Annotated in this window: 12 protein-coding genes; 11 read left to right on the top strand and 1 reads right to left on the bottom strand. The window is 67.2% G+C overall.

Annotated elements, in window-relative coordinates; genetic code table 11:
- Positions 1–60 precede the first annotated feature (60 nt).
- A complete protein-coding gene (locus DKG75_RS11130; protein WP_109921197.1) occupies positions 61–273 on the bottom strand; it encodes an AbrB family transcriptional regulator in 213 nt (70 codons plus the stop codon).
- A gap of 177 nt (positions 274–450) precedes the next feature.
- Between DKG75_RS11130 and DKG75_RS11125 the strand changes: the two genes are divergently transcribed.
- From DKG75_RS11125 to DKG75_RS11075, 11 genes are all read left to right on the top strand, one after another.
- The gene (locus DKG75_RS11125) at positions 451–2,442 is read left to right on the top strand and encodes an SDR family oxidoreductase (protein ID WP_109921196.1); all 1,992 of its coding nucleotides are present in this window, start codon (positions 451–453) and stop codon (positions 2,440–2,442) included.
- A gap of 82 nt (positions 2,443–2,524) precedes the next feature.
- Complete coding sequence (locus DKG75_RS23770) at positions 2,525–2,968, top strand: MarR family winged helix-turn-helix transcriptional regulator (RefSeq protein WP_109921195.1); 444 nt, start codon at positions 2,525–2,527, stop codon at positions 2,966–2,968.
- 106 nt (positions 2,969–3,074) lie between these two features.
- Positions 3,075–3,497 (top strand): organic hydroperoxide resistance protein, encoded by a 423-nt coding sequence (locus tag DKG75_RS11115; RefSeq protein WP_109921194.1) that lies wholly within the window; start codon positions 3,075–3,077, stop codon positions 3,495–3,497.
- Between the two features lie 143 nt (positions 3,498–3,640).
- A complete protein-coding gene (locus DKG75_RS11110) occupies positions 3,641–4,057 on the top strand; it encodes a thiol-disulfide oxidoreductase DCC family protein (protein WP_109921193.1) in 417 nt (138 codons plus the stop codon).
- Positions 4,050–5,690 carry a saccharopine dehydrogenase family protein gene (locus DKG75_RS11105; protein ID WP_109921192.1) on the top strand — a complete coding sequence of 547 codons (1,641 nt, stop codon included), beginning with the start codon at positions 4,050–4,052 and terminating at the stop codon, positions 5,688–5,690. The genes DKG75_RS11110 and DKG75_RS11105 overlap by 8 nt, the downstream gene beginning before the upstream one ends.
- Before the next feature lie 257 nt (positions 5,691–5,947).
- Positions 5,948–7,243 (top strand): urea ABC transporter substrate-binding protein, encoded by a 1,296-nt coding sequence (gene urtA, locus DKG75_RS11100; protein WP_166646554.1) that lies wholly within the window; start codon positions 5,948–5,950, stop codon positions 7,241–7,243.
- A gap of 179 nt (positions 7,244–7,422) precedes the next feature.
- Positions 7,423–9,048: an urea ABC transporter permease subunit UrtB gene (gene urtB / locus DKG75_RS11095; protein ID WP_243746576.1), complete on the top strand. Its 1,626-nt coding sequence runs from the start codon at positions 7,423–7,425 to the stop codon at positions 9,046–9,048.
- Positions 9,045–10,208, top strand: a complete 1,164-nt coding sequence (gene urtC / locus DKG75_RS11090; RefSeq protein ID WP_109921190.1) for an urea ABC transporter permease subunit UrtC — start codon at positions 9,045–9,047, stop codon at positions 10,206–10,208. Before urtB ends, urtC begins: the two co-directional genes overlap by 4 nt.
- Positions 10,209–10,220: 12 nt before the next feature.
- Positions 10,221–10,982: an urea ABC transporter ATP-binding protein UrtD gene (gene urtD / locus DKG75_RS11085; protein WP_109921189.1), complete on the top strand. Its 762-nt coding sequence runs from the start codon at positions 10,221–10,223 to the stop codon at positions 10,980–10,982.
- Positions 10,983–10,992: 10 nt separating this feature from the next.
- Complete coding sequence (gene urtE / locus DKG75_RS11080) at positions 10,993–11,688, top strand: urea ABC transporter ATP-binding subunit UrtE (RefSeq protein WP_109921188.1); 696 nt, start codon at positions 10,993–10,995, stop codon at positions 11,686–11,688.
- The gene (locus DKG75_RS11075) at positions 11,654–12,508 is read left to right on the top strand and encodes an urease accessory protein UreD (protein ID WP_109921187.1); all 855 of its coding nucleotides are present in this window, start codon (positions 11,654–11,656) and stop codon (positions 12,506–12,508) included. The genes urtE and DKG75_RS11075 overlap by 35 nt, the downstream gene beginning before the upstream one ends.
- The last annotated feature ends 60 nt before the right edge of the window (positions 12,509–12,568 follow it).

Here is a 12,568-nt window from a genome sequence, read left to right as displayed (position 1 = left end):
GCCGATTTGGCGGATTGTTTCAGGTGATCGCCGGTCGGGTAGCGAACGACGGCACTGGTATCAAGGCCGATCGTGGCGGCGCTTCGCCTCGGCTGGAACGGCGGCCGCCATCTCGTCGAGGGTTTTCGGCGGGCCCTTCACCGCCAGGGCGGCGAAGACCTCCGCCGGTGCGGTTGCCGGAAAATGGGGGGCCGCGGGGGGCTGTTGGCGAATCGCCTTGGGCAGGACCACCTGCCCCTGGCTGGAAACGATCGTCGTCGGCTTGTCGGCCATGGCGGTTTCCCCTTGTCAGGCAAAGGTAAGACTGCGCCTCGGACGGCGCCCGTGCAAGGCCGGGGCTTGACGCTTGCGGAAAGCGATTCCCTCTCCCCAAGGGTGAGGAAGCCTGTCTAGACTTCGCCATGCACGGGCGGAAACACGCCCGGCTCAGGGAGAACTCAGGGGAGAGGCATGAGCTATTTCATTACCGGGGGCACGGGGTTTCTAGGTCGGAATCTGATCGACAACCTGCTGAAGCGTGACGGCACCATCTATGTCCTGGTGCGTTCGGGTTCGAAGAAGAAGCTGGAAGCCCTGAAGGATGAGCGCTGGTCGCGCGATGCCGATCGCATCGTCGGGGTGACCGGCGATCTCTCGAAGAAGCGCCTCGGCGTTTCCGCCACCGAGCTTGAGAAGCTGAAGGGCAAGGTCGCCCAGGTCTTTCACCTCGCCGCCATCTACGACCTGACCAACGAGGACCAGGACGGCCAGATCAAGGCCAATGTCGACGGCACCCGCCATGCCGTGCAATTCGCGGAAGCCGTGGGGGCCAAGGGCTTTCACCACACCTCGTCGATCGCCGCCGCCGGGCTTTACGAAGGCTATTGGCGCGAGGACATGTTCGAGGAATGGGCGGCCGACGACCATCCCTATTATCAGACCAAGCACGACAGCGAGAAAGTGGTGCGCGAGGAATGCACGGTGCCCTGGCGCATCTACCGCCCCGGCATCGTGATCGGCCATTCCGAGACCGGCGAGATCGACAAGATCGACGGCCCCTATTTCTTCTTCAACCTGATCCTGCAATTGCGCCGCGCCATCCCGCAGTGGATTTCCCTGCTCGGCATCGAGGGCGGGTTGCTGAACATCGTGCCGGTCGATTACGTCACCCGGGCGATGGATCACATCGCCCATAAGCCCGGCCTCGACGGCCGCGCCTTCCACCTGACCAACCCCAAGCACAACCGGGTGGGCGAGGTGGTGAACATCTTCGCCAAGGCGGCGGGCGCGCCCCAATTCTCGATCCGGGTCGACAGCCGGGTGTTCGGCTTCATCCCCGCCGGCATCCGCGGCATGCTGGCCAGCCTGCCGCCCATCCGCTCGATCATCGATACGGTGCTCGGCGGCTACGGCATTCCGCGCCAGGCCCTGAAATTCTTCAACTACCCGACCAAGTTCGACAATCGGGACACGGCCAAGGCGCTGAAGGGCAGCGGCATCGACTGCCCGCCGCTGGCGGATTATGCCGGCTTCGTCTGGGATTACTGGGAACGCAACCTCAACCCGGAACTGCACCGCGACCGGTCGCTGGCGGGGTCGGTCGCCGGCAAGGTGGTGGTGATCACCGGCGCCACCTCGGGCATCGGGCTGGAGACGGCGAAGAAAGTCGCTGCCGCCGGCGCCCGCACCATCATCTGCGCCCGCAAGCAGGAGGAACTGGACGCGGTCCAGGCCGAGCTGCGCGCCGCGGGCGGCGATGTCCATGCCTATTCGGTCGATGTCGCCGAGATGGACAGCTGCGACCGCTTCATCGCCGCCGTGCTCAAGGACCACGGCCATGTCGACGTGCTGGTGAACAATGCCGGCCGCTCGATCCGGCGCTCGGTCAATCTCTCCTACGACCGCTTCCACGACTTCGAGCGCACCATGGCGGTGAATTACTTCGGAGCGCTGCGCCTGATCATGGGTTTCCTGCCCGTGATGTCGTCACGGAAATCGGGCCATATCGTCAATATCCTGTCGATCGGCGTGCAGGTGAACCAGCCCCGCTTCTCGGCCTATGTCGCGTCCAAGGCGGCGCTGGGCGCCTTCTCGCGCTGCGCGGCGCCGGAATTCCACCACCGCAACGTCACCTTCACCAATATCTATATGCCGCTGGTCAGGACGCCGATGATCGCGCCGACCAAGATGTACGACAATATCCCGACGCTTTCGCCCGACGACGCGGCCAACCTGATCATCAAGGGCATCGTCGAAAAGCCGAAGCGGATCGCCACCCGCCTCGGCACCATGGGCGAACTGCTGTGGGCGGCGGCGCCGGATGTCACCAACATCCTGTTCAACACCACCTATCGCCTGTTCCCGGACAGCGCCGCCGCCCGGGGCGAGAAAGTGGCGGACGACAGCGCCCCCTCGACCGAGGCGGTGGCCCTGGCGGCGCTGACCAAGGGCCTGCACTGGTAGGCGGAAATTTGCGCGCGGGGGAAACCTCGCGCGCAAATCCATTGCGTCCTATATATCAGGCGGTAGGCAAAGGAATACCGCCATGACCGACCAGCCGCGGCTTTCGCTGCATCTCGACGACCAGCTCTGTTTCGCGCTCTATTCCGCCTCGCACCTGATGACCCGGGCCTATCGCCCGATGCTGACGGCGCTCGGCCTCACCTATCCGCAATATCTCGCCCTTCTGGTGCTGTGGGAGGCGGACGACCTCACCGTCGGCGCCTTGGGCGAGCGGCTGTTCCTCGATTCCGGCACCCTCACCCCCCTGCTGAAGCGGCTCGAAGCCCAGGGCCTGATCGAACGCCGCCGCGATCCCGCCGACGAACGCCAGGTCCGCATCCGCCTGACCGAGGCCGGCCGCGCCTTGGAAGCCGAAGCCCGGCGCCATTACGAAGCCATGGTCTGCGGCTTGGGCGTGTCCGGCGACGAGGTGAAAGCCCTGCGCGCCGCCGTCGCCGCCTTTCGGACCCGGCTGGCGGCGGGTTGAGCCGGCATTTCCGCATGGCTCCCCGAATGGCTTCTCGATGGAATTTATATTGCATACAATTTAATTGTCCATTATATAAATCCCATCGCAACCGGAGTTCACGACCATGCCCGACAAGATCCTCTATACCGCCCATGCCTCTGCCACCGGCGGCCGCGAAGGCTCCGGCGCCACCGACGACGGCCGCCTGGCGGTCAAACTGTCGACGCCGAAGGAATTGGGCGGCGACAACGGTCCGGGCACCAACCCGGAACAATTGTTCGCCATCGGCTATTCGGCCTGTTTCCTCGGCGCGCTGAAATTCGTCGCCCGCACGGCCAAGGTGGCGCTGCCGGCCGAGACCACGGTATCGGGCGCGGTCGGCATCGGCCCGATCCCGACCGGCTTCGGCATCGAAGTGGCGCTGACCATCCAGGTGCCCGGCGTCGACAAGGCGGTGGTCGAGGATCTGGTGCAGAAGGCCCATGTCGTCTGCCCCTATTCCAACGCCACCCGCGGCAACATCAAGGTCGACCTGATCGTCGCCTGAGCGATCGGGTTCTCCCCGCCCGGCCCGCTTTCCCCCTCGGCGCCGGGCGGGGGCTTGACCTCTGGCCCCCGGCGGTCACCATGGTCGCAAGTCTTCGCGTTCCCGTTTTTGTGTTCCCGTTTTTGTGTTCCCGGGGGGGAAGCATGACGACCGCACCCGCCGACCTTGCCGATCAGGACCTCGTGGTCTTCGACGGCCATTGTCTCGTCTGTTCCGGTTTCGCCCGCTTCCTGGCGCGGCACGACCGGGCCCGGCGCTTCCGCTTCGTCACCGCGCAATCGCCGCTCGGCCAAAGTCTCTATCGCCGCCACGGCCTCGATCCGGTGGCGATGGAAACCAATATCGTCATCGTCGGGGGGCGGGCCCATCTCCGCCTCGCCGCCTTCGCCGCCGCCATGGCGGCACTCGGCTGGCCGTGGCGGCTCCTGGCGCTCAGCCGCTTCCTGCCCCGGGTCGTGGCCGATCCGCTCTATCGCGTCATCGCCGAGAACCGCTACCGCCTGGGGCGGCGGCACTGCCCCCTGCCCTCGGCCGAACTGCGGGGCCGGCTGATTGAATAAGCTCGTCCTGATCGTCGGCGGCTATGGCGTCTTCGGTGCGCGCATCGCCCGGGCCCTTGCCCGTGAACCGGGTCTCGATCTCGTGGTCGCCGGGCGCGACGGCAATGCCGCGGCCGCCCATTGCGCCCGCTGGGGCGGCCGCCCCCTCGCCCTCGATCGTGCGGCACCCGGCCTGGACCAGGTCCTGGCCGGCCTCGCCCCCTTCCTGATCATCGATGCCGCCGGGCCGTTCCAGGGCGCGGCCCCGCAGCTTGCCCGGGCCGCCATCGCGGCGGGCGCCCATTACCTCGACCTCTCGGACGATGCCGCCTTCACCGCCGCCATCGGGCAATGGGACGAGGCGGCGAAGGCGCGCGGGGTCGCGGTGCTGTCCGGCGTTTCCAGCGTGCCGGCCCTGTCCTCGGCCGCGGTGGCCGCCCTGGCCGAAGGGATGGCGGACCTGCACCTGATCGAGACCGTGATCCTGCCGGGCAACCGGGCGCCGCGCGGCCTGTCGGTGGTGCGGGCCATCGTCGGCCAGGTCGGCCGGCCGCTGGCCGAATGGCGGGCCGGGCGCTGGGTGTCGGCGCCCGCCTGGGGCGACCTCCGCCGCCTGGACCTGAGCGTGCCCGGCCAGGCCGCCCTGGGCCGGCGCTGGGCCAGCCGGATCGGCGCGCCGGACCTGCTGCTGTTTCCCGCCCGGTTCCGGGCACGCACGGTCGCTTTCGCCGCCGGGCTCGAACTCACCGTCATGCATCTGGGGCTGTGGCTGCTCGGCTGGCCGGTGCGCCTGGGGCTGGCGGCCGGGCTGGCGCCCCTGGCGCCCCTGCTGCGTGCCCTTGCCGACCGGCTGCACCGCTTCGGCAGCGACCGCGGCGGCATGCGGGTCAGGGTCGCCGGCCTCACGGAAACCGGGCAAGCGGTGACGCGCGACTGGACCCTGATCGCCGAAGCGGGCGACGGGCCGGAAGTGCCGGGCCTGCCTGCCCGGATTTTGTGCAGTCTTCTGCAGGCGGGGGCGGTCGCCCCCGGCGCCCGGCCCTGTCTGGCCGAATTTTCCCTGGCGGCTGCGGAAACGGCCATGGCCGCCCATGCCATCACCAGCCATCGCCGCGATGCCCCCCAGCCCCTGCTGTTCCGCCAGGCCCTGGGCGAGGCTTTCGACCGCCTGCCGCCGGTGCTGCGTGACCTGCACACCGTGATCGCCGAGCGGCGCTGGTGCGGCCGGGCGCAGGTCGAGCGCGGCACCGGCCTGCTGTCGCGCCTCGCCGCCCGCCTGCTGGGCCTGCCGCCGGCGGCGGCGGATGTCGCGGTCGAGGTGCTGATGACCCGGCGGGGCGACCATGAAATCTGGCGCCGCGACTTCGGCGGCAAGCGCTTCCGCTCGGTCCTCGGCCCGGGCCGGCCGGTGGTCGAGCGTTTCGGCCTGCTGCGCTTCACCCTGAATCTCCTGGCCGGGGACGGGGCCCTGCACTTCCCGGTCGGCGCCGGGCGGGTGCTGGGCCTGCCCCTGCCCCGCGCCCTGCTGCCGGTAAGCGAGACCGCCGAAACCGTGGACGACCAGGGCCGCGCCTGTTTCGACGTCGCGATCCGCCTGCCGCTGGCGGGCTTCGTCATCCGCTATCGGGGCTGGCTGCGGCCTGCGGATGATTAGATTTTAGGCTCCTCCTGCGGCGAAACGCGTATTTGTGCACAGATTAGCGTCAACCAACCGGCCGCCACCAGGCATCAAGCCGGGGACCCGCGCCGAATGATTGCGCTTCCGTGGCGGATTTCCTGGCAGGAAAAAACTTGGCACAGCTCTTGCGACTCCGGTTCCCGTGATGCGGCGGGGGCCAGACCCGGCGTGTGACATGTCGGGCGCGCTCTCGGCCGCCCATTCGGATCCTGCAGGGGTGGGGGTTTATCTAAATGTCGACAAGGTTCACGAAATGGCTCGCCGGGGCCGTTCTTGGCGCCACCGCGATGGTCGGCGCGGCGACGGGTGCCCAGGCCGAAGAGACCATCAAGATCGGCGTCCTGCATTCCCTCTCGGGCACCATGGCGATCAGCGAGACGACCCTGAAGGACGTCATGCTGATGCTGGTCGAGGAGCAGAACAAGAAGGGCGGCGTGCTCGGCAAGAAGCTCGAGGCCGTCGTGGTCGATCCGGCGTCGAACTGGCCGCTGTTCGCCGAGAAGGCCCGCGAACTGATTTCGGTGAACAAGGTTTCGGCCGTGTTCGGCTGCTGGACCTCGGTGTCGCGCAAGTCGGTGCTGCCGGTGTTCGAGGAACTGAACAACATCCTGTTCTACCCGGTGCAATACGAGGGTGAAGAATCCTCGCGCAACATCTTCTACACCGGCGCCGCCCCGAACCAGCAGGCGATCCCCGCGGTCGACTATCTGGCCGAGGAAGAAGGCGTGCAGCGCTGGGTGCTGGCCGGGACCGACTATGTGTACCCGCGCACCACCAACAAGATCCTCGAAGCCTATCTGAAGTCCAAGGGCGTGAAGACCGAGGACATCATGATCAACTACACGCCGTTCGGTCACTCGGACTGGCAGACGATCGTCGCCGACATCAAGAAGTTCGGCTCGGCCGGCAAGAAGACCGCCGTCGTCTCCACCATCAACGGCGACGCCAACGTGCCGTTCTACAAGGAACTGGCCAACCAGGGCATCAAGGCGACCGACATCCCGGTCGTCGCCTTCTCGGTCGGCGAAGAGGAACTGGCCGGTCTCGACACTTCGACCCTGGTCGGCCACCTTGCCGCCTGGAACTACTTCATGTCGGTCGACAATGCCGACAATGCCGCCTTCATCAAGAAGTGGCAGGCTTTCACCAACAACCCGAAGCGCGTGACCAACGATCCCATGGAAGCCCATGTCATCGGCTTCAACATGTGGGTCAAGGCGGTCGAAAAGGCCGGCACCACCGATCCGGACAAGGTGATCGACGCGCTGATCGGCGTCTCGGTGCCCAACCTCTCGGGCGGCTATTCCTCGATGCTGCCGAACCACCACATCACCAAGCCGGTGCTGATCGGTGAAATCAAGGCGGACGGCCAGTTCAACATCGTGTCCCAGACCGCGGGCCTGATCGTCGGCGACGAATGGTCGGACTTCCTCGAAGGCTCGAAGGACCTGATCTCGGATTGGCGCTCGCCCCTCAAGTGCGGCAACTTCAACGTCGCGACCGGCAAGTGCGGTGGTTCGGGCAACTGATCGCCCGAACCCGATAAGTGAAAGACGGATTATTTAGAGCATAGTTAGAACTTTCGTTGATCAGTTTAGCGTCTGGTCTCCTCCCTCGACTTGTCTCTCCGGGCGGGTACGCCCCGCCCGGAGGCTTTTTCAAGCCGGGAACTCTTCTCATAAGATCAAATCCGAGAGGCGGTCGGTCCATGCTTTCTCTGGCCCTTTCGCGCTTGCGCCTCGCCGGGCTCGCCGCGTTCATGCTGATGCTGGCCGGCCTTGCGGGCCTTGCCCCCGCCGCCCGGGCCCAGGACGCCGATATCCCGGCGACGCTCGCCCTCTTCGCTTCCAGCAATTTCGACGATGTCCAGAAGGGCATCGAGCAGATCGCCGCCAGCGGCCATCCGAGCGCGATCGACATTCTTCAGGCGCTCGGCGACGGCCGCCTGTTCGCGGCCCCCGACGGTTCCATCGCCTATAAGGATGCAGCCGGCAGCGTTCATGCCGCCCTGACCGGCGAGATTCTGGCCGAGGTGCCGGCAGGGGCCAAGGCGGTGCGCGCCAACAACCGCATCCGCCGCGCCGTCGAAGCGGCGCTCGGCCAGCTGACCCTGATGAGCCCGGATCCCGCCAAGCGCCTGGAAGCGGCGCTTTCGGTGCTGAAATCCAAGGACCAGGCCGTGCTGCCCCTGGTCGATGCCGCGCTGGCCAAGGAAACCGAGCCCGGGGTGAAGGCCGCCCTCGAACAGGCGAAGGCGGTCCTCGTCCTCTACGGTCCCGGCGACGATGCGGCGAAGATCGCGGCCGTCGCCACCGTCGCCGCCCGCGGCAACCAGGAGGCGCTGGCGCTCCTCGCCGCCGTCCCCGCCCCCTCGCCGGCGCTGGCCGAGGTGCTGGCCGCGGCGACGACGGCGATCGAGAGCCGGCTGGCCTGGTGGTCGGCGGTGCAGAGCGTCTATTACGGCGTCTCGCTCGGCTCGGTCCTGCTGCTGGCCGCCATCGGGCTGGCCATCACCTTCGGCGTCATGGGCGTGATCAACATGGCCCATGGCGAAATGGTGATGATCGGCGCCTATACGACCTTCGTGGTCCAGGACATCATCCGCAATTCGGCGCCCTGGCTGTTCGACTATTCCCTGGCCATCGCCCTGCCCCTCGCCTTCCTGGTCGCGGGCGCGGTCGGCATCGCCATCGAGCGCGGCATCATCCGCTTCCTCTACGGAAGGCCGCTGGAAACCCTGCTGGCCACCTTCGGCCTGTCGCTGGTGCTGCAACAGGCGGTGCGCACCCTCTTCGGCCCGACCAACCGGGAAGTGGGCAATCCGTCCTGGATGTCGGGGGCCTTCGATCTCGGCGGGCTGACCCTGACCTACAACCGCATGTGGATCATCGTCTTCTCGCTGGTCGTGCTCTTCGTCCTGATGATCGTGCTGCGGCGGACCGCCTTCGGCCTGCAGATGCGCGCGGTCACCCAGAACCGGCGCATGGCCGGGTCCATGGGCATCCGCACCAATTGGGTGGATAGCCTGACCTTCGGCCTCGGCTCCGGGGTCGCGGGGATCGCCGGCGTCGCCCTGTCGCAGATCGACAATGTCAGCCCCAACCTCGGCCAGGGCTACATCATCGACAGTTTCATGGTCGTGGTCTTCGGCGGCGTCGGCAATCTCTGGGGCACGCTGGTCGGGGCCATGACGCTCGGCATCACCAACAAGCTCCTCGAGCCGATGGCGGGCGCCGTGCTCGGCAAGATCCTGGTGCTCGTCGCCCTCGTGCTCTTCATCCAGCGCAAGCCGCGCGGTCTGTTCCCCCAGAAAGGCAGGGCGGTCGAACGATGATCTCGCGGAAACTCTTCGGCAACGACCGCGCCACCTTCTGGTTCCTCGCGGTCCTTCTCGCCGTCCTCGCGGCGGTCGCCGTCCTCAACCTCGCCCTGCCGGCGGATGCTTTCTTCCATGTGCCGACCCATATGGTGGCGCTGCTCGGCAAATATCTCTGCTACGCCATCCTGGCGCTGTCGATCGACCTCGTCTGGGGCTATGTCGGCATCCTGTCGCTCGGGCATGGCGCCTTCTTCGCCCTGGGCGGCTATGCCATGGGCATGTATCTGATGCGCCAGATCGGACCGCGCGGCGTCTACGGCGATCCGGTCCTGCCCGACTTCATGGTGTTCCTGAACTGGAAGGAACTGCCCTGGTTCTGGCTGGGTTTCGACAATTTCCTCTTCGCCATGGTCATGGTCGCCTTGGTGCCGGGCATTCTTGCCTTCGTTTTCGGCTATCTCGCCTTCCGCTCGCGGGTGACCGGGGTCTATCTCTCGATCATCACCCAGGCCATGACCTATGCCCTGCTGCTCGCCTTCTTCCGCAACGACATGGGGTTCGGCGGCAACAACGGGCTGACCGACTTCAAGGACTTGCTCGGCTTCAATCTCCAGACCGACGGCATGCGCGTCACCCTGTTCGTGCTGTCGGGCCTGCTGCTGGCCGGGACTTACCTGCTGTGCCGCTGGATCACGACCTCTCGCTTCGGCAAGGTCCTGATCGCGGTGCGCGACGCGGAAAGCCGCACCCGCTTCATGGGCTACCGGGTCGAGGGCTACAAGCTGGCCGCCTTCGTCCTGTCGGCGGTGATCGCGGGCTTTGCCGGCGCGCTCTATGTGCCGCAGGTCGGCATCATCAACCCGGGCGAATTCGCCCCCGCCAATTCGATCGAGGCGGTGGTCTGGGTCGCGGTCGGCGGGCGCGGCACGCTGTATGGCGCGGCGATCGGCGCGATCGTGGTCAATTTCGGCAAGTCGGTCTTCACCGGCGTCCTGCCGGAACTTTGGCTGTTCGCGCTCGGCGGGCTGTTCGTCTTCGTCACCCTTCTGATGCCGAAGGGTATCGTAGGCACGATCCCGCAACTGATCGAAGCCTACCGCAACCGCAAGGCCCAAAATGCGAGCCCCGCGAATGCGGGCCCCGCGCCGGGGGCCGGCAAGCCGGCCGGCGAATAGGAGGAGACGGCGATGCTGATCGGCGATACATCCGCCCCGAAGCCCATCCTCTATGTCGACGGCGTGACCGTCACCTTCGACGGCTTCCGGGCGCTGAACAACCTCTCCCTGGTCATCGCGCCGGGCGAGATGCGGGCGATCATCGGCCCGAACGGCGCCGGCAAGACGACCATGATGGACGTCATCACCGGCAAGACGCGGCCCGACGTCGGAACCGTCGCCTTCAACGGCGACGTCGACCTGACCAAGCTGGACGAGGCGGCGATCGCGCAACTGGGCATCGGCCGCAAGTTCCAGAAGCCGACCGTGTTCGAAAGCCACACGGTGCGCGACAACCTGCAACTGGCGCTGGCCGGCCTGCGCAAGCCCTTCGCCGTCCTCTTCGCCAAGGAAACGGCGACGGAAAGGGACCGGATCGAGGAATTGCTGGCGCTGACCAAGTTGCAGAGCGCCGCCCATCGCCTGGCCGGCGACCTGTCGCACGGGCAGAAGCAATGGCTGGAGATCGGCATGCTGCTGGCGCAGGAGCCCGCCCTCCTTCTCGTCGACGAGCCGGTCGCCGGCATGACCGATGCCGAGACCGAGGAAACCGCCGAGCTTCTGGTCGAGATCAACAAGACCCGTTCCGTCGTCGTGGTCGAACACGACATGACCTTCGTCAAGGCGCTGGGCGTCAAGGTCACCGTGCTGCACGAAGGCTCGGTGCTGGCCGAAGGCCCGCTCGACCAGGTGCAGGCGAACGAACGGGTCATCGAAGTCTATCTCGGGCGCTAAGGGGCGGGCCATGCTGTCGGTCGAAAAGGTCGATCTCTTCTACGGCGCCGCACAGGCGCTGCGCACCGTCTCGCTGAGCGCCGAAATCGGCAAGGTGACCTGCCTGCTCGGCCGCAACGGCGTCGGCAAGACCTCGATGCTGCGCGCGATCACCGGCAACCAGCCGGTGAAGCGCGGCCGCATCCTGTGGGAAGGCGAGGACGTCACCCACCTGAAGCCCTTCGAGCGGGCGCGCCGCGGCATCGGTTACGTGCCCCAGGGCCGCGACATCTTCCCGCTGCTGACGGTGCGGGAAAACCTGGAGACCGGCTTCGCCGTGCTGCCGCGCAGCCAGCGGAAGGTGCCGGACGAAATCTTCGACCTGTTCCCGGTGCTGAAATCCATGCTGCGGCGGCGCGGCGGCGACCTGTCCGGCGGCCAGCAGCAGCAATTGGCGATCGGCCGGGCCCTGGTCATGAAGCCCCGCCTGCTCGTCCTCGACGAGCCGACGGAAGGCATCCAGCCCTCGATCATCAAGGATATCGGCAAGGTGATCGAACTGTTGCGCGACCGCGGCGAGATGGCCATCCTCCTGGTCGAGCAATATTTCGATTTCGCCCATGAACTGGGGCAGACGCTGGCGGTCATGGACCGCGGCGAAGTGGTGCTGTCGGGCCTGAAGGACGAACTGGATGAAGCCGAGGTTCGCCGACACGTCATGGTCTGAGACCGCGGAGGTTCCGCTCCCCCGCGCGGAGGGGTGCCTGGAGATCACCTTCCGCCGGCGCGGGGCCCTTACGGTTCTCGGCCATCTCTACCAGCAGGGCTGCGCCAAGGCCCGGTTTCCGAAGCCGGAAGCCGGCGCCCTGACGACGGCGGTCACCCTCAACACCTCCGGCGGCCTGACCGGCGGCGATCGCCTGGCGACCGCGGTCGGCTGGGGCGAGGGGGCTGCGGCCACCGTCGCGTCGCAGGCTGCCGAACGGGCCTATCGCGCCATCGGCCCGCTGCCGGCCCGGCTGGAAACGCGGCTGACGGTGGCGGCCGGGGCCCGGGCCGAATGGCTGCCCCAGGAAACCATTTTCTTCGACGATGCGGCGCTGTCCCGCGATCTCCAGGTTGAGATGGCGGGCGATGCCCGCTTCCTCGGCCTCGAACAGGTGGTGTTCGGCCGCACGGCGCGGGGCGAGGTGGTGCGCAAGGGCCGCTTCCGCGATGCCTGGCGCATCCGCCGCGACGGGCGCCTGATCTATGCCGACGTCTTCGCCCTGGGCGGCGACATCGAGGCCAGGCTCGGCCATGCGGCGACGGGGCAGGGGGCGCGGGCCTCGGCCAGCCTGGTCTATGCCGGGCCGGATGCCGAGGCGCGACTGGCAGAATTGCGTAATGCCCTGGATCACTTTGCCCTTTGGGGGGCGAGCGCCTATGACGGTATGATCGTCGCGCGCCTGCTGGCGCCCACGGGGGCCGCGCTGCGCCGCATGGTGCTGGCCGCCCTTGCCCCCTTACGCGACGGACGCCCGGTACCCAGAGTATGGCAGATCTGATCGGCATGCGGGCCGTTGAGGCCCCCCTCACCCCGGCCCTCTCCCCCAAAGGGGGCGAGG

Source organism: Zavarzinia compransoris (assembly GCF_003173055.1).
GTDB classification, from domain to species: Bacteria; Pseudomonadota; Alphaproteobacteria; order Zavarziniales; family Zavarziniaceae; genus Zavarzinia; species Zavarzinia compransoris.
The sequence above is the reverse complement of the archived record's forward strand: the minus strand, read 5'-3'. Positions and strand labels throughout refer to the sequence as shown.